This is a genomic window from Devosia ginsengisoli (genome assembly GCF_007859655.1).
Classification (GTDB): domain Bacteria; phylum Pseudomonadota; class Alphaproteobacteria; order Rhizobiales; family Devosiaceae; genus Devosia; species Devosia ginsengisoli.
The window spans coordinates 1623607-1646927 of sequence record NZ_CP042304.1; the positions used below are offsets into that span (position 1 = coordinate 1623607).

Sequence of the window (23321 nt, forward strand, 5' to 3'; positions counted from 1 at the left end):
GGCTTAAGCCCCCTTTTTACTTTTGGCGTCGCCTCACGGTCATCATGAGACCCATGCCTTCGTTGGACCTTAAGACATTTGATGCTCTATTTCCTCGACGACCGTCTTGACCCCGCGAGGATGAAACACATTCAACTCTTCAAAACCGCAATCCTTGCATCGATCTGCCTGCTCGGTCTTGCCACAGCGGCCACCGGCGCGTGGGCGACCTATCGCGAATTGCAGCCGCAGGAGCTGGGCTCCACCGCGCTGGACCGGGTGCTGGCCATGCGGGATGGGACCGAGCTGTCGGCGTTTTCCATTGCCAGCCAGAATAATGCCCTACTTGACTGCACCAATGCGCTCGGCGCTACGCAGTCGCTGGCCATGATGTATGGCGGGACGGAAGCGCGTAGGCAGATCGCACCCAAATGCCTGGCCCTGGCCGATCACGTGGCGCGGCAGACCCCATCAAATGCTTTTGCCTGGTATGTCGGTGCCGAGGCCAGTGCCGCCCTCCAGTATTGGGACGGCCTCAACCGGCGACTTGCGCTATCCTGGCGCACCGGCCCGACTGAACAGTGGGTCGGCGAACTACGCGTTGCACTGGCCGAAGACAATTATCAACACCTCGACGACCAAGTCATAGCGGCCAATGACGCCGACTTGCACATGCTCGTGCGGAGCGCGCGCGGCGTACGCGCCATTGCCGCGCGCTATGTGACCGATCCCGGTTTCAGGGAACGCATAACCGCCATCGTGGAGACTATGCCCACAGAGAACCAAGCCCGGTTCCTGGCCAATGTCCGCCGCTTTGCCGTGACAAGGGCTCAGTCATGAGCCAGATCGAAAGCACAGGCGCGAGGACAGCCGGCAGCAGCGGCCGCAGCCATGCCCCCCGGCTGACGCGACTCAATGAGCTGACATTCTGGATCATGCTCGCGGTCTTGGTGCTGGCGCCCATTCCATTCGGCAGCGCTCGACCCGTCTTCTGGGGTCTCGCGGCAATCTTCGTCGGCCTCTGGACCGCTGCCTATATGGCCGCAATACTGGCCACCGGACAGGTTTTGCGCATCGGCCTCAACAAATTCGGCGCGCAGGCGCTGCTTGCCAGCCTGTTCTGCCTCTGGCTGATCGTGCAGATGCTGCCCGTCGGCATGAGTGCGATTCAACTGGGCGACGGCCTCAGCCTGCCGATTCCCACCATCAGCCTGGCCCCCGGCGCCACGCTGCTGATGCTGATTCGCCAGCTCACCTATGGCTTGTTCTTCTTTCTCGTCCTTCAGATCTCAGCCAATGAGAATCGCCGCCAGCGGCTATTCGACCTACTGCTCGGCATGATCGTGGCCTATGGCGTCTACGGCCTTGTCGCCCTGCATTCGGGCGACACCATTCTGGGCCTCAATAAGTGGGCCTATAGTGGCTATGCTACTGGAACGTTCGTCAACCGCAACTCCTTTGCCACTTTCCTCGCCATGGGCGCAGTCATCGCCGCTGCCCGGTTCGGCAAAGTGCTGTCGGATGGCGCCAGCACCTGCCCCGACGATGGCAAACCGCACCACCTAAGCAGTAACCTCCCGCTCTATGGCCTGGCCTTCGTCTGGCTGGTCATGGTCGTGCTGCAAACAGGATCGCGCATGGGCTTCTTCGTCACCGCCATGGGCGCCGCGCTCGCACTTGCCCTCACCTTGCGTCGAAATGCGTCTGCGTCCATCGTAGCACTGGTGCCCCCGGTTTTGCTGATTCTGGCGCTGACCATGCTCCTCTATGGCGGCACGCTGTTCGAGCGCCTGGGTCAGCTAGATGCGACCAGCGATGCCCGCTGGGACCTCTATCGCCAGACCTGGCAGCTCATCATGCAGCGGCCGCTTACCGGCTTCGGTGGTGGCGCCTTCGAACTGGCTTTCCCGCTGGTCCACCAAGCGCCTGTCAATTCCGACCTGATCTGGTCCAAGGCGCATAGCAGTTATCTAGCACTCTGGGCCGAACTAGGCCTAGTCTTCGGATCGCTCCCTCTCATTGCCATCGCGCTTATCGGCCTTCGGCTAGCTGTAGCGGTTATCCGCAAGCGTGGGCACCTGGAAAGCCAGGCCATTGCCCTGGGCGTTCTGGCCGTGGGTGGCGTGCATTCACTGGTCGATTTCAGCCTCGAAATTCCGGCCAATACCTTCGTCTTCCTCGCTCTGCTGGCAGCGGGCGCGGCATCGACAGTCAACCTCAAGGCAAGCAGGTAAACCATTGGCGCTCGGGGTTTTTTTGCGATCAATCCTAGGGGGTCGGCCGCCCGCCCCCTCCGCGCGCGCCCATCTTTCCGCCTCCGATCTGCCGGCGGCAATCTATGCCGTGGGTGACATCCACGGCTGCCTGCCCCTGCTCCACCTGTTGCACGAGCATATCTATGCCGATGCCGCCGGCATCGCGGGCGAAAAATGGCTCGTCTATCTGGGTGACTATGTCGATCGCGGTCCCAATTCCGCCGGCGTGCTCGATGCCTTGCTCGCCCCACCGCCCGCAGGCTTCCGGCGCATTGCCCTGCCCGGCAATCATGAAGTCATGATGCTGAACTTCCTCGAGCGCCCGGCCCGCAATGCGTCCTGGCTGCAATTCGGCGGCCCCGAAACGCTGGCCTCCTACGGGCTCGACGTCAAAAGCCTGCTGGCTTTGCCCGAGCGCCAGCGCATCGCACACCTGCAGAGCCATATTCCCGAAGAGCATGTCGATTTCCTGGCCGGCCTGCCACTGACCCTGTCAGCACCTGGCCTGGTTTTCGTCCACGCCGGCCTGCGGTCTGGCATCGCCGTGGCGGCCCAGGCCGAAGACGATGCCCTCTGGATTCGCGGTGATTTCTTTTCCGCGCCCCCGCGCGAAGGCCTGCTGGTCGTCCATGGCCACACCCCGGCCAGGGACCCCGTAGTGGCGCAAGGGCGCATCTGCGTCGATACCGGCGCTTTTGCCACCGGTCTGTTGACCGCCGTCAAGATCACCGCCTCCGAACCACCGCAGTTTATTTCCGTCGCCATGCCGACGACACCGCTGTAACCGTATTTTACTATGGACCTTGGCGCTTGGCCCAATCCCATCTACACGATCATTACCGAAAGATCGGCTTGGCGCCTCTCAAGGTCAGGAATTGAGTGAATGGACGAGACCGAGATTGATCTTCGCAGCCTGGCCGGTGTGCTTCGTCGTCAATTCCGCCTGATCGTCCTGACGGTAATCGTGGTAGTGGGCATTGCCGGCATGGGCGCTTTCGCCCTCACCCCCATTTTCTCGGCCTCCACCCTCATTCTGGTGGATCCCAGCAGCAAGAACCTGCTCGACCCCGAATCCAGCTTTGCCAGTGCCGGCGCCGATAGCGCCCGCATCGATAGCGAAGTCGAAATCCTGCGCTCCGACAGCATCCTGCTGCGAGTGATCGGGTCCGAGCAATTGGTGACCGATCGCGAATTCGGCCCGACGCTGGGCTGGCGCGCCCGCCTGCTCTCGTTTCTGCGCCTGTCCGACCAGCAGTTGCCCACCGGCCAGGAGGCGCTCAATGACACGCTGACCAATCTGCGCAGCGCCGTGCAGGTGCAGCGCCGCGGCGGCACCTACCTGATTTCGGTCCAGGTCCGCTCGACCAATCGGGACACCGCCGCCCGCCTGGCCAATGCCATTGCCGACGCCTATATCGCCGAGCAGCTCAGCTACAAGGTCGGCAGTGTCCTGGCCTCGCGCGACATTCTGCAGGCACGCATCATCCAGGCGCGCGACTCCATCGTGCGCTCCGAAGATTCGTTCGATGACTTCATCCAGAGCAATATCGAACGCATTACCGCCGAAGGCGGCGCCACCGGCGTCGCCGCCATGCAGCGCCAGATTGCCGAACTCGCTGCCGCCCGCGAAGCCAACACCGCCCTGGCCGCCACCGCCCAGGCCAGCATTGGCCAAGGCGACCTGCAGACGCTGGTGACCACGCTGCAATCCGATGCGCTTAATGCGCTGCAGGCCCAGCGCGACGAACTCACCGCCGCCATCTCCACCGCCACCACCGACTCTCCCACCGTGGCCGATCTGCGCAGCCAGCTCGAACGCATCAACCAGAACCTGCTCGCCGAGGCGAGCACCGAGGTCAGCAATATCCAGGCCGAGGTGGAGCGCTCCGAACAGCGCGAAGAGAGCCTGCGCGAAGCCATGCGCAACGAGGTGCTCAATTCCTCGCTATCCGCGGATGTGCTGACCGAGCTCTACAGCCTCCAGCAGAGCGCCGAAATCGCCCGCGGCCAGTATCAGACCCTGTTGTCGCGCGCCCAGGACCTCGATACCCAGGCCAATCTGCAGATTGCCGATAGCCGCATCGTTTCCCCGGCCCTCGCGCCGCAATCCCCTGCCTTCCCCAATCGCACGCTGATCGTGCTGCTTGCCGGCCTCTCGGCCCTGGCGCTGGGCGTTGCTCTGGCCTTCCTCTATGAAAACCTCATTGGCGGCTTCACCAATGAGGATCAGGTCGAATCCGTCCTCAAGACCCGTTTTGCCTCTGCCGTGCCGCGCCAGGCCAACAGGGGCGCCAACAAGAGCTTTGCCGATCTGCTGATCGAGGAGCCCTTATCGATCTACGCCGAGTCCATCCGCCGCATCCGTCTGGCCATCGACCGGCCGGCCCTGCGCAACCTGGGCGAAAGCGCCGGCGACAATAATGGCGGCCCGACCGAAAGCCAGGTCGTCATGGTCTCGTCTTCGGCCCCCAATGACGGCAAGAGCACGATTGCCCTAGCCCTGGCCCGCTCCTATGCCCTGTCCGGCGAGCGTACGCTGCTGATCGACTGCGATTTGCGCAAGCCCAGCCAGCATCGCCTGCTGAATCTCAATCCCTCCGAGGGCCTGCAGGAATTCCTGCGCGCCGCCCCCGGCGACAGCAAGGTCATCGGCCAGATCATGGCGGGAGACCCCATGCTCGACAGCCTGACCGTGATCCTGGGCGCCCGCCACAGCGACCTGCCCACCGATCAATTGCTGGCCGGCGTCCCCTTCGGCCGCCTCATCGACGCGGCCCGCAAGACCTTCGATGTGGTCGTGATCGACACGCCCCCCGTCGGCCCGGTCGTGGATGGCCTCTATATCGCGCCCTTCGCCGACATGATCGTTTTCGTGGCGCGCTGGGCGGCCACATCGCAGACCGAAGCCAAACGGGCCATCGAATCCCTGCGCGGCTCCAAGCGCCCCGAAACCGAGATCGTCGCTGTCCTCAACCAGCAGAACGAAACCCGCTCGAGCTACTACAAGAAATACGGCGGATACTATTCCGACGCCTATTGAGCCCAATAACCCGCATGCCGGAGTGACGGCTCAGCGCAAACCGCCGCGCATTCGTCCCTCCCAATAGTGTCGCTTTGCGCCGAAATTTTTCGCCAGCAGACGCCACCGGTCGCCGGTAACCCTTATCCCGAATATTCATTCAATATTGAGGCACTTGGGATAGTGTAAGGAGCATACCCGCAGTTGTTGGACACATCGCTGTCGTGCCTGGGCAGTACCAACGGTCTGACGGCTCTTGGTGTGGGCAGGACGGAACAGTGTAGTGGCAGCCTCAAGACGCATCCTCGTGCATGACTATTCGGGCCACCCTTTCCAGGTGCAGCTGTCCCGGGCCCTCGCCCGGCGGGGCCACGAAGTCCTGCATGTATTCTCCACCAGTTTCCAGACTCCCAAGGGCAACCTGACGCGCCAGCCCGGCGACGCCGCCGGTTTCGCCGTGAAAGGCCTGTCGCTCGGACGCGAATTCCGCAAGGACACCTTCGTGCAGCGGCGCCAGCAGGAGATCGAATTCGGCCGGCTCGTCGCCCGCGAAATCCGCGCCTTCCGGCCCGATACGGTGATTTCGAGCAATGCCCCGCTCGATACCCAGAAACAGATTTTCCGCGCCACCCGCGCCGGCAAGGCCCGGTTTATCTTCTGGCTGCAGGACATCTACAGCGAAGCGATCGGCAAGATCGTGCCGAGAAAACTGCCCCTCCTAGGCCACGCCATCGCCGCGCTCTATCGAAACCTCGAATTCTCCATCCTCCGCCAGAGCGACCACGTCGTTTCTATCTCCGACGACTTCATCCCCATCCTCACCGCCCGCGGCGTCGATGCCGGCAGGATCGCCGTCATTGAAAACTGGGCGCCGCTGGACGAGATCGTGCCCGTCGCGCGCGACAATGCCTGGTCGACCGACCATCTCGGCGCAGGCCTACGCGCGGTCTATTCCGGCACGCTCGGCTACAAGCACAATCCCGATCTGCTGCTGGAAGCGGCCCGCGCCTTTCCCGGCAAACTCTATGTGTTCTCCGAGGGCCGCGTGGCCGATGCGCTCCGCCAGCGGGCCTGCGACGAGGGCGTCCACCAGCTCGAAGTCCGGCCCTGGCTGCCCTTCAGCGACTTGCCCGCCATGCTCAGCGGTGCCGATATCTTCATCGCCATGATCGAGGCCGATGCCGGCATTTATTCCGTGCCCTCAAAGATCCTGACCTATCTCTGCATCGGCCGGCCCATCCTCGCCGCCATCCCGGAAGGCAACCTGGCGCGCAAGACGCTAGCCCGGGCCGGCGCCGGCATTGTCGTACCGCCCGCCGATCCCGCCGCCTTCATCGCCGCGCTCCACCAGCTCGCAACCGAGCCGGCCGCGCGCGACGCCATGGCCCGCGGCGGTCGCCGCTATGCCGAGCAGGCCTTCGATATCGAACAGATCGCCGATCGTTTTCAGGCTTTGGTGACAGCCCCGCTGTCACATCAGGACATCAAAGGAGTTTAGTATGGTCAAGACTGCACTGGTCTGCGGCGGCGGCGGCTTCATTGGCTCTCATCTCGTTCGCCGGCTCAAGCGCGAAGGCTTCTGGGTCCGCGGCGTCGACCTGAAATTCCCCGAATATGGCGATACCGAAGCCGATGATTTCGTGGTGGGCGACCTGCGCCGCCAGGAGGTCTGCGAGCGCATCATCGATCGCCGCTTCGACGAGGTCTACCAGCTCGCCGCCGATATGGGTGGCGCCGGCTATATCTTCACCGGCGAGCACGATGCCGACATCATGCACAACTCCGCCACCATCAACCTGAACGTCGCCGACCTCGCCCACAAGCGCAACATCCGGCGCGTCTTCTACTCCTCCTCCGCCTGCATGTATCCCGCCTACAATCAGGAAGATCCCGACAATCCCAACTGCGCCGAATCCTCGGCCTATCCCGCCGCGCCCGACAGCGAATACGGCTGGGAGAAACTGTTCTCCGAACGCCTCTTCCTCGCCTATAACCGCAATTTCGGCATGGAAAACCGCGTCGCCCGCTTCCACAACATCTTTGGCCCCCAGGGCACCTGGGATGGCGGCAAGGAAAAGGCGCCCGCCGCCATCTGTCGCAAGGTCGCGCTGGCCAAGGACAATAGCGAGATCGAAATCTGGGGCGATGGCCTGCAGACCCGCTCCTTCCTCTATATCGACGAATGCCTAGAAGGCGTCCTCCGCCTCACCCGCTCGGACTTCGAAGGCCCGGTCAATATCGGCTCCGACGAAATGGTCTCGATCAACCAGTTGGTCGATATCGTGGCCGCCATTGCCGGCAAGAAGCTCCACAAGAACCACATTCCCGGCCCGCAAGGCGTGCGCGGCCGCAACTCCGACAATCGCCTGATCGAGGAAAAGCTCGGCTGGCGCCCCTCGCAAACCCTGACAGCGGGCCTGGAACAGACCTATGAATGGATCGAGCGGCAGGTGCGCAGCAACCATTCGAAGGCGGCATGACTACGCGCCGCGGATGCACCGACCCAGCTATCCGATGAACGAAGGCCTGACCAATACGCCCGCTCCACCGCGCCCCAACCGGAACCTAGCACAATTGTTCCGTAGCCGACTTGCGCATATCTTTGCAGGGACGCTGCTGGCGGGTCTGGTGTCGCGCCTGCTGGTGTTGGTCATGACCATCATCATGGCGCGCCAGCTCTCGCCCGACGGCTATGGAGTCTTCACCTTCGCCACCGGTACAGCCATGCTGATCGCCCAGTTGGCTGGCATGGGCTGGCCCGCGCTCATGTCCCGCCTCATTCCGGTATTTCGTATCCAGCAGAACTGGTCGGCCCTGCGGGCTCTGATCCGTTGGGGCGATGCCGTGGTGCTGATGGGGTCGGTGGCTGCATTCCTCATCGTCCTGGCCGCGATTTTCACGCCGGGCTTCGATCAGTCGCTGCAAGCCGGGCTCGTCCTGACTCTTATTCTGATCTTTCCGGCGTCTCTCATGGTATCGCGCCGTGCCCAGCTTGCAGGCGCCCGCCGGCCGGCCATCGGCATAATCTTCGCCGAAGCCCTGCCCGCGGCTGCCGTTATCCTCGTCGCACTGATCGGCGGCCTTGCCAGCGCCCTGCCCGCCGTGGCCACCTTCGGCCTCGCGGCCACGGTAAGCGCGGTCCTGTCCACCTATGTCTTCCGCCTGGCCGTGCCGCGCGAAACCTGGCAGGCCAGGCCGCAAGGTGAACCACGTGCCTGGATGGCGCGGGCCCTGCCCCTGCTGCTAGGCAATTCGTCCCAGCAGGTCATGCATCGTATGGATGTCGTGATGCTCGGGCCACTCAGCTCGCTTCTGGAAGTCGGCTATTTCGGCGCGGCCTTTCGCCTGACCTATCTGATGACCTTCCCGCAGGTGGTGCTGATGCAGGTCATGACGCCACTGCTGTCGGAGAGCATTGCGGCGAGGGACGAGCCCGCCATGTGGCGCCATTTCCGCATGGCCGTCATTTTTTCGCTGGTCACCGTCACTCCCGTCAGCCTTCTCCTCGGCGTGTGCAGTGAACCGATCGTCACACTGATCTTCGGTCATGATTTTCTGCCCTCGGCCGCGCCGCTGAAGGTGCTGGCCATCAGCCAGGCTTTCGCCGCGCTCACCATTCCTTGCGCCGGCCTGCTGATCGCCGCCGGCCGCGGCGCCATTTTCGGGCTGATCAATCTCGTGGCCGTTCTGGCCAATATCGGCCTCAATTTCGTCCTTATCCCACCTCTGGGCATCATGGGCGCCGCTCTGGCCAGCATGGGCGCCGTCACGCTCATGTTCGTCTGGCAGGCATCCACTATCTGGCATAACAAAAAATCCATCATGGCCGGCGCAACCCTTTACGCCGCTGCGGCTGTCGCCAAAAATACCTCCGCAACCCCGTAGGCAGGAAGTAGAGGAATTTTAATGAAACTCCCTGCCCCTGCCCCTTTCCTGCTGGTCGTCCTTTTGGCGATTACTCCGATACAGTGGATAAGAATTGTCGAGAGCTCCATAGGGTTCATTGGTTACTTCCACATCGTCGCCATACTTCTCATTGCATCGACAATTCTCATACAAGAGCTTCGGCAATCCAGCATTCGCATCGTGCGGGCCTCACCCCATATCTGGGTTGGATTCGGCTTTCTGATGCTGATGACGGCATTGTCCTTGCTCAAGCCACTCCAGATGCTCCCGGCCTCAGACCTTGCCCGCCAGATCTTTTATGCGGCGTCCGGTCTGGCCTCGGGCACGGTGTTCTTCGGCTTGCTGCGGCGGAGCCGCACGGAAATACTGATGTGGTCCGCCCCCGCGACGCTCACCATATTCCTTACCTTCCTTGCGGTTAGTCTGCCCCATGTGAACATCTTCGCCCTAGTCGGCCAAGCCGTCATGCAGGCCAATCCCGACATCGTGGTGTTCCAATTGTTCAGGGCAGCCTTCCAAAGCGGCACCTTCGAAGATGGCGATGTCCGCTCGAACCTGCGTCATGGCATAATGGCCGCCCTGCTGCTGTCCGCCATGGTATCGCTATTCGCCCTCCCCAGGCAAAGGAGCAGGCTGACCACGGCAATTGTCGTGGCTAGCGTCATCATCACCTTGCTCATCGTGACCCTGTCGATGAGCCGCTCAAGCTGGCTTGTCATGGGTATGATCGGGCTGCTGTTCGGTTTTGCCGTAGTCATCCGCTCGGCAAAATGGATGTCCTATGTGGCGATCGGCATTCCGATACTGGCGGCCATCCTGCTCTTTCTAGGCGCCACGACGCCAATTCTGGCGCTGTTTATGGCGCGTCTGACCAGCAGCGGCTCTTATGAAGGCCGGGCCGAGATTTCTTTCTTCAACCTCGACGCAATCTCGGAAGATATTTTTTTCGGTGCTCACGTCATTCGTGAATCCGGGTCGCCCTGGGCACACAACCTGTTCATAGACTATTGGGCGGCCGCTGGCATATTGGGCCTCTGCGCTGCCATGCTCTTCGGCGGCGCGGTCATCCTGCTCTGGTTCAGGCAGGGCTTCGTGCTGGTCGGGCGGCCGGAAAACCGGATGCTTCATTTCTATTGCGCCGCATTCCTGTGCTTCCCGATCGCCCGTTTCATAACTGCGCCCAAGGGGCACCTGTTTCTCACCCAGTGGCAGGCGACCGGCTTCGCCCTGGCCATCGTGGCTTTTCTCGCCTGGAAGCGCCACACGGCCAATGCTCCCAAATCCCCGACCAGACCCCACATCCCGCTAGACCGGGCGCAACCGGCAGTCGCGCCGCCGCAACGCGTGGACGTCAATCGCGCAGTAAGCGAGTAATCGAATGGACCAGGATCGCAAGACACAGGTGTTTCTCATCGGTGCGATGAAGGCTGGAACCACCAGCATCGCCAGCATGCTGGGGGAGCAGCGGAAAATCTACTTGTCCTCGGTCAAGGAGCCGAACTTCTTCAAGACCCGGGCCAGGACGCTGCCCTTTACCGGCCCCGTCTCCAGTGTCGAGCAATGGACCAATTTCCACTGGACGCTGGACGATTATGACCGGCTCTTCGCCAAGACCATGCCGGGGCAATTATGGCTTGATGCCAGCACTGCCTATCTGCCGAGCGCCGAGGCCCCTTCCATGATTCGTGAATACAATCCGGACGCCCGGATCATCGTCTCGCTGCGCGACCCGGTGGAGCGCGCCTACTCCGCCTATAACTATATGTCGGCGGGAGCCGGGGACCGTGCCAGGACCTTCGAAGAGGCGCTAGCGAGCGAGTTGAACGGCGAGCGGGACACCTGGCTCAGCCCATGGCGCTATTTGCATGTCGGCAAATACGATATTCACTTGGCCAATTGGCTGGCCGAATTCCCCGCCCAACAAATCCTCATACTCGATTTCAACGACCTGGTGCGCGACTCAGCCGGCACGATCGGCACCATATGCAGGCATCTCGATATCGGCTTCGATCCCAGCCTGGTGCGCAGCGAACGAGAAAACACCACGGCGATCGGCGGCCCGGTCAATCGCTGGGCGCGGCGGTTTCTGCTCAATCCCGGCCCGTGGAAAGTGGCTATCAAGCCATTCCTGCCCCACCATATCCGCCATGGCATGAAGCAGGACGCCCTCAAGGCCCTGCAGAAGGTGGGAAAGCGGCCCGAGAAGATGAAACCGGAAACCCGCGCCATGCTGCAGGCCTATTATCGGCCTCATATCGAGCGGACTTACGATCTGCTCCTTGCCGCGTTCGGGCTGGCCGGAACCGCCAACCCCGCCAATGGCTGGCTGGCTTCAGCCGATGCCTGGGCCGACGGGCGACCCGGCTAAGGCCGGCTCACTCGGCAGCGGACCGCAGGGCTTCGGCCAGCCTCTCGCGCGTCTGCGGCTCGAGCTCGCCCACCTGTTGCTGGACCGGCGTCAAGACCCTGCCGGCCATTCGTTCCCGCATCCCCACCGGCACCAGCGGCTTGATCTGGCGCTGATAGAAGCGCGACGCCACCACGGCCTTCCATAAGCCCCTGGGGACCATCTTGCCTTCGCTGGTGTTGAAGGCGCGGTCGAAATCGCCGGCTGGCGCCGATACCCCCAGGAATTGGCAAATTCGGCCGACCGTTTCGGCCCGGCGCGCCACATAGTCCTCGAAGCGCAGCACTAGCACATTGTCCGGCCCGAGCGCCGCCAGCCACGGCGCCAGCTGCCAGTCATAGCGGCTGTAGGCCACATATCGCCCATTGGCCAGCACGGCCTGGTTCAACGGCTCCTGCACCAGCCCCAGCGCCAGTTCATGCCGGTACTGGCTGACGATCCGGCTGATCGGCTCCCGCGTCAGATAGATGATCTTCAGCTTCGCCCCGCAGATGCGCAGCGCCCGTTCCGCCACGCCCTCGTGATCGGGCCGCTTGGTATAGGCCGTCGATGCCTCGCCGCATATCTGCCCGGTGGCGGCCGGCCGCATTAACGACCGATAGTCCTCGAGAATAGCCCGATCGTCCTCGCCAAAGCGCACCAGCGTCTCGGGCTCTTTCTCCTGGGGCAGAAAAATATCGGGATGCTGCACTAAATCGCGATATAGGGTGGTCGTACCCGCTTTCATCGAGCCAACGATCAGAAAATCGGGAACGGTATAACTTGTCATGCCTGGCTTGAATCTGAATGGATACGCCAAGGGACAATGAAGCCAGGATCGAAGTTTTTCAAATGGCAAGATCAACTGAGGTTAAGGCTGTGCCGCTGCTCTATGCCGGCCCCTTTCCCCCGCCGGCGCATGGGCAGTCCCTGTGCACGCAAGTGCTGGCCGAACGGCTGGCCGCCCATGGCGTGCCCCTGGTCCGCATCGATCTCAACGCAGCGGGCGCCAAGCCCCTAAGCCGGTTGCTGTCGAAGCTGGGCCGGCACCTGCGGCTGGCCTTTGCCGCCCAGGACGCCTCCTGCGTATACATCTCCGCCAATTCCAATGCGGGCATGTGGCTCACCGCGGCCGCTGCCGGGGTGCTGCGCATCAGGGGCAAGCGCCTCTTGATCCATCATCATGCCTATGACCATGTCCGCCGTCGCCGCGCCAGCATGGTGGCGCTGGCCCGAGCCGCCGGACCGCGGGCGACCCATATCGTTCTGGGCGCCGGCATGGCGCGACAGCTCCGGCTCAACACGCCCGAGGCCGAAAACACCTTCGTGCTCAACAATGCGGGCCTGGTGGACGATACGCTCCTGGGCCTGCGCTCATCGGCCGCTGGCCTCTGCCTGGGGCATCTGAGCAATCTCAGCGGCGAAAAGGGCATTGCCGAAGTGGTCGACCTGGCCATTCGCCTCAACCGGTCTGGCACGCCTGCGCGTCTGGTCGTCGCCGGCCCGGCGACCGACGAGGCGGCCAGGGCCGCCATAGCGCGGGCGCGCGAAGCCCTGGGCTCCGCCTTCACTTGCCTGGGACCGGTATCGGGCGGGCAAAAGCGCGATTTCTTCACCCGGATCACCCATTTCGTCCTCCCCACGCGATACCGCAACGAAGCCTCGCCCCTGGTGCTGCTCGAGGCGATGGCCGCCGGCATCCCCTGCATCGCCACCGATATCGGCTGCATCGCCGACGATATCGGCGCCGGCGGCGGCCTGGTCATTCCGCTCGCGGACGACTTCGTCGCCACCGCCGCCCGCTACCTTTCCGAAGCGCATCCCGCGCCGGATGCCCGCGCCCGCTTCAGCGAGTTGCGGCAGGCGCACGAGGCCCAGCTATCCGGCCTCATCGCCCTTGTCGCACCACGCCATCCTATTCCGGCATGGCAATGACGGAGCGGATCACCGGCCGATCCAGATCGGTCGGTACGGCATAGTCCCCCACAGCCCCGGCGATCACCTGCGTCGTCATGTCGTCGAAGGTGAAGATCAGCTCATGCGTGCCGGCCGGCAGATGCAGGGTCACGCGATCCGCGGCGCGGCTGCTGGCGGCTCCCGTCCCGATCATGGGGCCCGTGAATGCCGTACCCGGCTCCATGAAGGCCCCCAACAGGCCGATCGTATCGCGCAGCACACCCGTCCCAGGCCCCATGGAGATTTCGCATACGCCCGAAAAATTGGGCGTCCACAGCACCTGCGCGCAATAGACGCCCGCGCCATGCGGCACGAGGCGGGCCAGCGTCATGGTCCCCCGCCCCGCCAGCAGGCCGAGCTCCCCGGCCGTCGCCACGGAAATGGTCAGCCGCGAGCGCGCGCCATCGCCACCGGCCATTGCCACCATTGTCGGCGTGACGGTGGGCTGGAACCAGTAGGACAGCGCGTAGGATGCTCCATTGCTGACGGACGAGGTGGTGGGATGCCGCAGCCGGTCAACGGCGGTGCCGCCCGTGCCGGTCAGCAGCATCGGCTCGGCGAAGATGCCCAATAGGGGCATCGGCAGCGGCGTGGCACTTGCCGCAACCGCCAGCCAGGCGCTGAGCCGCACCGGGTCGGTCAGCAGATTGCTCGACGCCGGCTCCACCGAAAGCCCGCGATCGGTTCGGGCCGCGATGCCGGCGGCGAACGGGGTGAAGCTGCCGCTGCCGTCGGCGGCATATTTGACCGAATTGCGGGCGACGCTGAAGGCATCGCCCGCCTCCACCGCCAGGCCTTCCCGAAAATAGAGGTCGGCGGCGAAATCGGCGACATAGCTGGCGCCCAGCACGTTCCCCGCACCCGGGACCATCCACAGATCGACCCCGACCCGCATCACACCAGCCCCACGACGGCGCTGGCGCTGGTGCCGCTCGCCTTCAGCCGCCGCACCCGGAGCGGCAGCACCGTGCCCGCCGCCACGCCCTGCAATGTCAGTTCCGCGCCCGATTGCAGTACGATCGACAGCGATCCGCCGACCCCGACATAAAGGGCGCGGGTGATCTCGGCCAGATCCGCGCCGTCATCGGGCACGATTGCGAAGCCATGGCCGACCGGCCCGGCGAGGCTGCTGGAATATCCATCATATCTGTCTTGCATCTGGCTTGTCCTTGCCTGGGAAACGAGCCGTTATCCTAGTCCCACTTCTAGCAGCGGGGATAAGCAGCAGAACTTCCCCGTTAATCCATTGACGAAAAACCGGACCTCAGTGACCGGATTGACCTTTCTATTGCCGATGCCTGTGACTAGTCTTCGACAGGAAGATGCTGGAGGGGTGCAATGGGTTGGAAACTTGCAGTTGCCGTTGGCTGTGTCGTGGCTGGCACCTGTTCAGCGGTGGCCTATGCTCAGGCGCCATCCGCCCAGCCAGCCGAAACCGCACAGGCTGCCGACCAAGTGCCCGAGCCGCGCGCCCTGCGCTTGCTAACCCGCATCCTGCGCGACCCCGACAGGGCACATCTCCTCGAAGGCGCGCTGGTCGAACTCGAGGCCATGATCGCAGCCGGAGATGCCGAAGCGGCTTTGCTGCTCGGCACCGAATACGCCAATGAGCACAGTGCCCTGCCGTTCGACCCCGCCAAGGGCGTATCCTATCTGGAACAAGCGGCCGTCCTGGGCTTGCCCGAAGCCTATCTCACCCTGTCCCAACTGCATCGCCGTGAGGTCGGCGGCCTGCCCCGCGCCAAGGCGCTGGACTATCTCCGCGCCGCGGCCGACACCGGATTAGACCAGGCGTTGATGCCCCTTGCCAACGCCCTGCGCAGGGGCATTTACGGCGAGCCCGACATTGCCGAGGCGATCAAATATTATGACATCGCCCTTGAGGCCGGAAATACCGACGCCGCCATTCCGCTGGCGACCCTCTATCGGGCCGGCACTGGCGGACCGGACGATGGTGCCAGGCTGGCCAGATATCTCGGCATAGCCGCCGACGCCGGCAGCAATCCCGCGCGACGCTCCCTCGCCGACCTTTATCTCAGGGGTGTAGTGGTCCCTCCCGATCCGGCCCTAGCCGAACGTTATCTGCGCGCCGCGCTCGCCGATGGCGACGACGATGCCGGTGTCGTCCTGGGCAATACCCTGCTGCGCGGCCAGCTCGGCACCGGGCGCGAGGGGGAAGGCGTCGCGCTGCTTCAATCGGCATTTGATGCTGGCAATACAGCCGTCGCCGCCCTGCTCGGCGACGCCTATACCGAAGGCCGCGGAGTGACGGCGAATCCAGCCAAGGCGGTGGCAATCCTGCGCACCGGCGTCGTTAGCGGCGATATGGCGGCCAAGGCAGCCCTGCTCAACCTCTATGTGCTCGGCGCCGGCCGAACCCTGCCACCCGATCCTGCCGCGGCAAGGGCACTCTATGACACCATTCCCGCGGACGCACGCACCGGAAACGTCTTGATCAATGGTGCGACGCTGGCGGCGCATGGACCCAGCCTCGATGACTATGCGCTGATGTGGACGCGCTTCCAGGGGCTGAACGCCATGCAGCAGGCCCGCACCGGCAGGCAGATTCTGCGTGTCAACAGAAACGCCTATGTCTATATGCTGCAAAGACTTTTGACCGAGCGCGGCTATTATTCCGGCGCCATGAGCGGCTTATTGACCTCCTCTACCATCTCGGCGGTCAATGCCTTCTGCGTCCAGTTGGACATCGCCCGACAATGCCGCCTCGGCCCGCTCGACCGCAATACCTGGAACGCGATAGCCGCTGCCGGCCTCAACGGCTAAAGTTCTGGAGTGATGCACCTCGCCCTTTCCGGCATCATCCCATCAAATGCGCATAGAGCTGGTCGGCCATTTCGGCGGGCCTCATTTCGCCGCCTTTGAGTACCACATCGGGGTGCTCGGGCGCCTCGAACGGGCTGCTGATGCCGGTGAAATTCTGCAGCTGGCCGGATCGCGCCTTAGCATACAGCCCCTTGGGGTCGCGCTTTTCCGCCACTTCCAGGGGCGTATTGACATAGACCTCGACGAACTCGACGTCGCCGGCAATCTCCCGCGCGGTCCGCCGCTCATTGCGGAAGGGCGAGATGAACGACACCAGCACGATCAGTCCGGCATCGGCCATCAGCTTCGCCACTTCGGCCACGCGGCGGATATTCTCCACGCGGTCGGTCTCGGTAAAGCCCAGATCCTTGTTGAGCCCGTGCCGCACATTGTCGCCATCGAGGATGTAGCAATGCTTGCCCTCGGCTGTCAGGCGCTTTTCCAGCAGGTTCGCCGTCGTCGATTTGCCCGAGCCCGACAGGCCGGTAAACCACACGATCTTGGCAGTCTGGCCCTTCATCGTGCTGCGCACCGCGCGGTCCACGTCGAAGCTCTGATAGGTCAGGTTCTGCCCACGCCGCAGCCCGAAATCAATCGTGCCGGCGCCCAGCGTCTTGTTGCTGATGCGATCGATCAGGATGAAGCCGCCGGTCAGCGCGTTCTCGCTATAGGGGTCGAAGGCGATCGGCTTGTCGGTCGAGATGGTCAGTGTGCCCACCTCGTTCAGTTCCAACGTGCGCGCCGGGCTCTGTTCCAGCGTATTGACGTTGGTCTTGAACTTGAGATTGGTGATCGAGGCCGGCACGACCTGCGAGCCCACCTTGAGCAGGTAGGACCGCCCCGGCTGCGCCGCTTCCTCCGCCATCCACACGACACGCGTCTGGAACTGGTTGGAATATTCCGGCGTCTCGCCTGCATGGCTCAGCACGTCGCCGCGCGAAATGTCAATTTCCCGGTCGAGCACCAGCGTCACCGCCTCGCCGGCAATGGCTGCCTGCTGCTCGCCATCCATGGTCACGATGCGGGCAATCACTGCCGGCACGCGCGAGGCCGCCACCAGCACTTCGTCGCCCACCTTCACACTGCCCGAGGCCACTGTGCCGGAAAAACCGCGGAAATCGAGGTTCGGCCGGTTCACCCACTGCACCGGGAAGCGCATCTTCTGCTGCGTGCGGTCCTCCGAAACGTCGATCTGTTCCAGATACGGCACCAGCGACGATCCCTTGTACCAGGGCGTCCGCGCGCTATTGGCGACCATATTGTCGCCGCGCAAAGCCGAAACCGGCACTGCCGCCAGGCTCTTGAAGCCAAGATCCTTGGCGAATTCCATGTACTCGGCGACAATCTTGTCGAACACCTCCTGGCTGTAATCCACCAGGTCGATCTTGTTGACCACCAGCACCACATGCTTCACCCCGATCAGCGACAGGATGAAACTGTGCCGCCGCGTCTGGGTCAGTACGCCCTTGCGCGCGTCGATCAGCAGCAGCGCCAGGTCCGCATTGGAAGCGCCCGTCGCCATATTGCGGGTATATTGCTCATGGCCCGGCGTATCGGCGACGATGAACTTGCGCTTGTCGGTCGAAAAGAAGCGATAGGCCACGTCGATGGTGATGCCCTGCTCGCGCTCGGCCACCAGCCCATCCACCAGCAGCGAGAAGTCGATCCCCTCGTCGCCCACCATGCGGTTGTGGCTTTCCTTCTTGAGGCTCGCCAGCTGGTCATCGAGAATGAGCTGGCTGTCATAGAGCAGCCGACCGATCAGCGTCGATTTGCCATCGTCCACGCTGCCGCAGGTCAGGAAGCGCAGCAGCGACTTGTTGGTCTGCTGCTCGAGCCACAGCCCGATATCGGTATCTGGCGTCAGGTTCATGGCCATGGACATCAGAAATACCCTTCCTGCTTCTTCTTTTCCATCGACCCCACGGAGTCGCTGTCGATCAGGCGTCCCTCGCGTTCCGAGGTGCGGCTGGCCTGCATTTCCATGATTATTTCCGGCAGCGTCGCTGCCTCGGAGCGGATGGCTCCGGTCAGCGGATAGTCGCCCAGCGTGCGGAACCGCACCATTTCCTCGCGCGGCTTTTCGCCCGGCTCGAAGCGGAAACGGTCGTCATCCACCATGATCAGCGTGCCCGAGCGGTCCACCACCGGCCGCTGCTTGGCGAAATACAGCGACGGCAGCTCGATATTTTCCGAATAGATGTAGGTCCACACATCCAGCTCGGTCCAGTTCGAGATCGGGAATACCCGCATGCTCTCGCCGGGGTTGAGCCGCGTATTGAACACCCGCCACAGCTCCGGCCTCTGGTTCTTGGGGTCCCAGGCATGGCTGGCATTGCGATGCGAGAAAATGCGCTCTTTGGCGCGCGATTTTTCCTCGTCGCGCCGCGCGCCACCGATCGCCGCATCATACTGCCCCGCATTGAGCGCCTGCCGCAAAGCCTGCGTCTTCATGATGTCGGTGAAGCGCGACGAACCATGATCGAACGGGTTGATCCCCTGCTCCAGTCCTTCCGGATTGGTGTGGCTGATCAGGTTGAAGCCATGCTGCTCCGCCATCCGGTCGCGGAAGGCGATCATTTCCTTGAATTTCCAGGTCGTGTTGACATGCAGCAGCGGAAACGGAATGCGCGAGGGAAAGAACGCCTTGCGCGCCAGATGCAGCAAGACGCTGGAATCCTTGCCGATGGAATACATCATCACCGGCCGGTCGAAGCTCGCCGCGACCTCGCGCAGGATTTCGATGCTTTCGGATTCGAGCGACCGCAAATGGGTCATCCGTTCACTTGTCATGCGTCAACTCCAGATGCGCAAAAGGCTTACGCCAGCGCGGGGTCGCCAAAGGCCACGAAATGCGGATTGGCGAAGTCGCAATCATGGCCCTGATCGCGCTTGCCATAACACAGGACTTCGCCGAATAGCGTCTCCACACGGCCACCCGCAGCCCGCAAAATGGCGTCACCCGCGGCCGTGTCCCATTCCATCGTGCGCCCGAGCCGCGGATAAAGGTCCGCTTCGCCCGATGCCACGAGGCAGAATTTGAGCGAAGAACCCGCCGGCACGAATTTGGCGACCTGGAAACGCTGCAGCCAGGCGTCGGTATCGCCGGCGCCATGCGAGCGGCTGCCCACCACATCGATGCCACCAGGCGCCGCGCCACGCACGCAGATCGTCTGCTGCTCCACGATGGCGCCATCGACAACACGCCCGCTGAAAGCACCCTCGCCCGCCCTGCCCCACCAGATGCGGCCCAAAGCCGGCGCATAAACCACGCCCAGCACCGGCACGCCATGCTCGATCAGCCCGATATTGACGGTGAATTCGCCATTCCGGGTGATGAATTCCTTGCTGCCATCAAGAGGATCGACCAAGAAGAACCGCTCCGCGGCAAGCGGCACCTGCCCTACCGCCGCAGCCTCTTCGGCCACCACGGCAATATCAGGCGCCATCTGCTGTAGTGCCGCGACAATGATCGTCTCGGCCGCGATATCGGCCAGCGTCACCGGCGATTCATCGGCTTTGTAGGCAACCGTAAAGTCCGTCTCATAGATGCGAAGGATCTCCGCGCCCGCTGCAATGGCAACCTCCAGCAGCCTCGCTATCTCGACCATCCAGACTCTCCGAACTCGGTGTGCTTACAAAAGTCCGGCGCAGCATGCGCCGCCCCGCTCCGCCGCATAGATAGCGCGGCTCGCATCCATGGCGAGGACTTAGCTTCAAAGCCGCGCGGCGGCAACCGCGCCGCATAGTTTCCTGTACCGCCGCAACCGCGCGGTTTAGTTTCCTGTTCCACCAAGGAATTCGTGGCGGATCGTCCGCAGGATGATGCGCAGGTCGAGCCATAGCGAGAAATTCTGGATATAGGCCAGGTCATGGTCGATCCGGGCATGCGCCAGCGCCGCGTCGGTGGCGTCGCCGCGCAGACCATTAGCCTGCGCCCAGCCCGTTATCCCCGGCAGCATGGCCAGCCGGTGGTCATAATAGGGCACGAGCACTCGGTAGGTATGGTTCCCCGCACGCATGCCCGGCACATGCGGCCGCGGCCCCACAATCGACATTTCCCCACGCAGCACATTCAGCAGTTGCGGCAGCTCGTCGATGCTGGTCCGCCGCAGGAAGGTACCGACCCGCGTCACCCTTTCGTCGTTGCGCACCGTATGGGCAACGCCCGTCGCGTCTCCCTGCTCGCGCCGCATCGAGCGAAACTTGAAGACGCCGAACGTGCTGCCATTGAGGCCTTCCCGTGTCTGCCGGAACAGCACGGGCCCCTTGCTCTCCATGCGAACGGCGATGGCAACGATGATGAGAAGCGGCAGCAGAAACAGCAGCGCCAGAACCGAAAAAATCACGTCGAACACACGCTTGGCGGTCATTTGCGCGTCACGGGTCGCGCTACGGGCAAGCGACAGCGGTTCCTGCAGCAGCTTCATCAGGGGCAGCCCCGAATGATAGCTGATCCGCAATGCGCTCAGCTCTGCCACGCCGCTTGTTCCACCTGGCCGGCTGTTTACGACCAGGCGCTCTGTACGCTCGAATCCATCAATGGGGATACTCAATTGTAAAGTCCATCATGGTAAGCAAGTTGTTACGCCACGCCAAACAATAGCAAAGTTCCGTGCAAGTCCAACGACAATCTTATATCTCTTGCCGTTTCAGTTAATCGCCACATCGCCCTTCGCTACAAATCTCCGAAAAGAACTTCCGGAGGAGCACGTTTTCTCGCCACGCCCTGACGAGCTATTGAATTACACCTGCTTTTCCTCAGCACATCCAGACGAAAACAAGCTACCGCCCGTCACGAGCGACCGGTTGCTGAAATCTCGGGTCAAGTATAGAAAACCGGCCCGCAGGCCAGTTCTGGTAATAGCCTAGACGGGGCTGGCGACCGCGCCGATGGCACCGGAGTCAGGCAGCAGCAGCTCGAACAGCGCATCGATATCGGCCTGGAACTCTTCATCCGCGGCATTGGCCACGAAGACTTCCTGGCGGAGTTCAGTGAACGACTGGTTGGCAACCGTCAGTTCCACATTCGCCACGAGCGCGCTGGCATAAGCATTGATGGCCGCTTCGCAGGCCGCCAGCGTACCGTCAGGCAGCGTGCAGCTGGTGAACACGGTATTGTAGAGGTCTTCAAAACCCGGCACCGGAGCCGCGTTTGCACCGGACAGGCCGGCCACGCTGAGCATCCCGGCGGTCACGATCGACGCAACGAGCCTACGCATCTGGAACCCCACTCTTAACTTCTTGTTAAGATTCTTTACTGCCACCCATGATTACTGTCAACGTTTTGCTTGGCCTTTACAGGCCCTTGCGCGGCCTTTCTCTCATTACGATTAACGCCGGAAACCCGCCGGTTTCAGGCTCTTTCGGCCGCTGCCGACCCGGTCCGGCGCTGCCTTCCGCGCAAACAAAAAGCCCCGGCGCCATGGGCACCGGGGCTTTTCTTTATTTATGTGACAGTTTAACCGGCGGTCCAGCGCGTCGGATTGGGCGAAGACATCGACCGAATATTGTATCCCGAGGCGCGCAACGTCTTGATCGTGTTGGTCAGGTTGTCGAGCACATAGTCGCCTTCGCTGGTCTTGACCACCAGCACCGCGTGGGGCTCGCCCCGGCGGGTATGGGTATATGCGATGCGCAATGCACCGGCCGAAACGCCCTGGCGGATCAGCGCGCTGCGCTTGGACAATACATAGTCCTCGCAATCGCCGCTGGTCGGGTTCAGCTCCCACACATCGGCCGTGTCACGCGCCGGGCGGATCGAGCGGTTCACATGGCCGTTGATCTGCTTGAGCACCGCCATGAGGTTCGGACTCATGGTCACTTCGCCGCGACCGCCGCCGGCGCATTCGCTCCGGTTCTTGGCGCAGAAGAACTGCATGGAAAGCGGCGTGATCGCGGCGGTCTGGGTGACCAGGTCGAAGGTGACGATCTTGCCGGGATTGCTGTAGGCGGCTGCGCCGCCGGTGGAGAACAGGCTGACACTCATGGTCAGGCCCGCCATCACTGCTGCGAATTTGGTATTCATTTGTGCCATCCCCTGATGAACTGATGTCAGCAGGATGCACGCAGCCGATTGCTGCCGAATGTGAAAATTCGGTACAATTTTATTCAATTGCCCGAGGTTGTTCGGGCTTCCCAATGGGTCTTAAGGCCGTGCCTTTTCCAGCAGGTTGAATAAACTCAAGCAATTTGGCAGGTAATTTGGTCAAATTTGACCGGTCTGACGCGGCCTATTGCGATAGCGTCTTCGCTGATGGGACAACTATCCGGGACCTCCTGCACCGCAACGTCCCACGGCCCTGCACTCCCACGCGGATTGCGTGGCCGCCTACCAGATGTGCATGCCGGCAGACGAACGAGCACCGCGCCCGTCGAGCGGTGGATGTCTATGGGTTGGCCCCGAGGCGCATTTTAGAACGATCGGCTGCGAGGTCTCGACCTCATCGAGCAGGACGAAGGTGGATCCGTTCGCAGCGGCCTCGGCGATCGACTGCGAGAAGAGTTCGGACACCGCCTTTTGAGGCTTGCCCATCGCAGAGCAGGTCAGGGAACCCCAGGTCCTCCGCTCGGTAGTCAAAGGTGCGCTTAACAAGCAGATTGCCTTCGATTTGAACATCAGCGAGGTGACGGTGAAGCTGCACCGTTCCAGCATGATGCGAAAGATGAATGCACATTCCGCCGCGCACCTGTTCGAGGCCTGGCAGTCTCTGCCCGCCGAAATCCGCCTGGCCGAGGAGCGAGCGATAGCTCCCTGCCTGAGACTACCCCAGAAGGAGAGGTCGGGATGGACGTCACGCCGTTGCCTGCTCGTCGCCTGGTTCATGCTCGAACCTGTGGGACTGCTCGTGGTCGTGGCTGCCATATGCATATGGCTTGGCTGGGAGGCCGGCCTCGTCTCCTTCGGCATGGCCACGCTGCTCTGGATATCAATCCTCATTCTGAGGGCGCCGTTGACCCTCTATGACAGCATCCGCATTGCCGTTTTCCTTTGTGC

General features: G+C 62.7%; 20 protein-coding genes and 1 pseudogene. 12 read left to right on the forward strand and 9 right to left on the reverse strand.

The genetic code is table 11. The features are described 5' to 3' along the window. Positions 1-81: 81 nt before the first annotated feature. From FPZ08_RS08040 to FPZ08_RS08080, 9 genes are all read left to right on the forward strand, one after another. Positions 82-819, forward strand: coding sequence for a hypothetical protein (locus FPZ08_RS08040; RefSeq protein WP_146289492.1), 738 nt, complete (start codon positions 82-84; stop codon positions 817-819). Beyond that, entirely contained in the window at positions 816-2213 is a 1398-nt protein-coding gene (locus tag FPZ08_RS08045; RefSeq protein ID WP_146289493.1) for an O-antigen ligase family protein, read from the forward strand. The genes FPZ08_RS08040 and FPZ08_RS08045 overlap by 4 nt, the downstream gene beginning before the upstream one ends. Before the next feature lie 109 nt (positions 2214-2322). After that, entirely contained in the window at positions 2323-3018 is a 696-nt protein-coding gene (locus tag FPZ08_RS08050) for a metallophosphoesterase family protein (RefSeq protein ID WP_186767253.1), read from the forward strand. Positions 3019-3117: 99 nt separating this feature from the next. Further along, a complete protein-coding gene (locus FPZ08_RS08055; RefSeq protein ID WP_146289495.1) occupies positions 3118-5274 on the forward strand; it encodes a GumC family protein in 2157 nt (718 codons plus the stop codon). A gap of 262 nt (positions 5275-5536) precedes the next feature. Beyond that, positions 5537-6751: a glycosyltransferase family 4 protein gene (locus tag FPZ08_RS08060; protein WP_146289496.1), complete on the forward strand. Its 1215-nt coding sequence runs from the start codon at positions 5537-5539 to the stop codon at positions 6749-6751. A gap of 1 nt (position 6752) precedes the next feature. After that, positions 6753-7733, forward strand: coding sequence for an NAD-dependent epimerase/dehydratase family protein (locus FPZ08_RS08065; protein ID WP_146289497.1), 981 nt, complete (start codon positions 6753-6755; stop codon positions 7731-7733). A gap of 94 nt (positions 7734-7827) precedes the next feature. After that, the gene (locus FPZ08_RS08070) at positions 7828-9138 is read left to right on the forward strand and encodes a flippase (RefSeq protein ID WP_186767254.1); all 1311 of its coding nucleotides are present in this window, start codon (positions 7828-7830) and stop codon (positions 9136-9138) included. Between the two features lie 21 nt (positions 9139-9159). After that, positions 9160-10533 (forward strand): O-antigen ligase family protein, encoded by a 1374-nt coding sequence (locus tag FPZ08_RS08075; protein ID WP_146289499.1) that lies wholly within the window; start codon positions 9160-9162, stop codon positions 10531-10533. 4 nt (positions 10534-10537) lie between these two features. Further along, positions 10538-11527: a sulfotransferase family protein gene (locus FPZ08_RS08080; RefSeq protein WP_146289500.1), complete on the forward strand. Its 990-nt coding sequence runs from the start codon at positions 10538-10540 to the stop codon at positions 11525-11527. Positions 11528-11534: 7 nt separating this feature from the next. On the opposite strand, the gene FPZ08_RS08085 is transcribed toward FPZ08_RS08080, so the two are convergent. Further along, a complete protein-coding gene (locus tag FPZ08_RS08085; protein ID WP_146289501.1) occupies positions 11535-12335 on the reverse strand; it encodes a sulfotransferase family protein in 801 nt (266 codons plus the stop codon). Positions 12336-12397: 62 nt separating this feature from the next. Between FPZ08_RS08085 and FPZ08_RS08090 the strand changes: the two genes are divergently transcribed. Next, positions 12398-13480 carry a glycosyltransferase family 4 protein gene (locus FPZ08_RS08090; protein WP_186767255.1) on the forward strand — a complete coding sequence of 361 codons (1083 nt, stop codon included), beginning with the start codon at positions 12398-12400 and terminating at the stop codon, positions 13478-13480. On the opposite strand, the gene FPZ08_RS08095 is transcribed toward FPZ08_RS08090, so the two are convergent. Continuing rightward, positions 13461-14396, reverse strand: coding sequence for a phage head spike fiber domain-containing protein (locus tag FPZ08_RS08095; RefSeq protein WP_146289503.1), 936 nt, complete (start codon positions 14394-14396; stop codon positions 13461-13463). The two genes, FPZ08_RS08090 and FPZ08_RS08095, sit on opposite strands and share 20 nt — an antisense overlap. After that, positions 14396-14659, reverse strand: coding sequence for a spike base protein, RCAP_Rcc01079 family (locus tag FPZ08_RS08100; RefSeq protein ID WP_146289504.1), 264 nt, complete (start codon positions 14657-14659; stop codon positions 14396-14398). Before FPZ08_RS08100 ends, FPZ08_RS08095 begins: the two co-directional genes overlap by 1 nt. A gap of 180 nt (positions 14660-14839) precedes the next feature. Between FPZ08_RS08100 and FPZ08_RS08105 the strand changes: the two genes are divergently transcribed. Then, positions 14840-16285 (forward strand): tetratricopeptide repeat protein, encoded by a 1446-nt coding sequence (locus tag FPZ08_RS08105; protein ID WP_146289505.1) that lies wholly within the window; start codon positions 14840-14842, stop codon positions 16283-16285. 34 nt (positions 16286-16319) lie between these two features. Here the strand turns inward: FPZ08_RS08105 and cysN are convergent, their stop codons facing one another. The 6 genes from cysN to FPZ08_RS08135 form a co-directional block, all read right to left on the reverse strand. Beyond that, positions 16320-18209, reverse strand: a complete 1890-nt coding sequence (gene cysN, locus FPZ08_RS08110; protein WP_146289506.1) for a sulfate adenylyltransferase subunit CysN — start codon at positions 18207-18209, stop codon at positions 16320-16322. Further along, a complete protein-coding gene (cysD, locus tag FPZ08_RS08115) occupies positions 18209-19117 on the reverse strand; it encodes a sulfate adenylyltransferase subunit CysD (protein ID WP_146289507.1) in 909 nt (302 codons plus the stop codon). The genes cysN and cysD overlap by 1 nt, the downstream gene beginning before the upstream one ends. Before the next feature lie 26 nt (positions 19118-19143). After that, positions 19144-19935, reverse strand: coding sequence for a 3'(2'),5'-bisphosphate nucleotidase CysQ (gene cysQ / locus FPZ08_RS08120; protein WP_146289508.1), 792 nt, complete (start codon positions 19933-19935; stop codon positions 19144-19146). A 165-nt stretch (positions 19936-20100) separates the two neighbouring features. After that, positions 20101-20805: an exopolysaccharide biosynthesis polyprenyl glycosylphosphotransferase gene (locus tag FPZ08_RS08125; protein WP_246132832.1), complete on the reverse strand. Its 705-nt coding sequence runs from the start codon at positions 20803-20805 to the stop codon at positions 20101-20103. Between the two features lie 387 nt (positions 20806-21192). Next, positions 21193-21546: a hypothetical protein gene (locus FPZ08_RS08130; RefSeq protein WP_146289509.1), complete on the reverse strand. Its 354-nt coding sequence runs from the start codon at positions 21544-21546 to the stop codon at positions 21193-21195. 239 nt (positions 21547-21785) lie between these two features. Continuing rightward, a complete protein-coding gene (locus tag FPZ08_RS08135; RefSeq protein WP_186767257.1) occupies positions 21786-22352 on the reverse strand; it encodes a transglutaminase-like cysteine peptidase in 567 nt (188 codons plus the stop codon). Between the two features lie 520 nt (positions 22353-22872). Between FPZ08_RS08135 and FPZ08_RS23010 the strand changes: the two are divergent. Beyond that, positions 22873-23052: pseudogene (locus FPZ08_RS23010) on the forward strand (LuxR C-terminal-related transcriptional regulator); the annotation flags it as partial. Positions 23053-23321 lie beyond the last annotated feature (269 nt).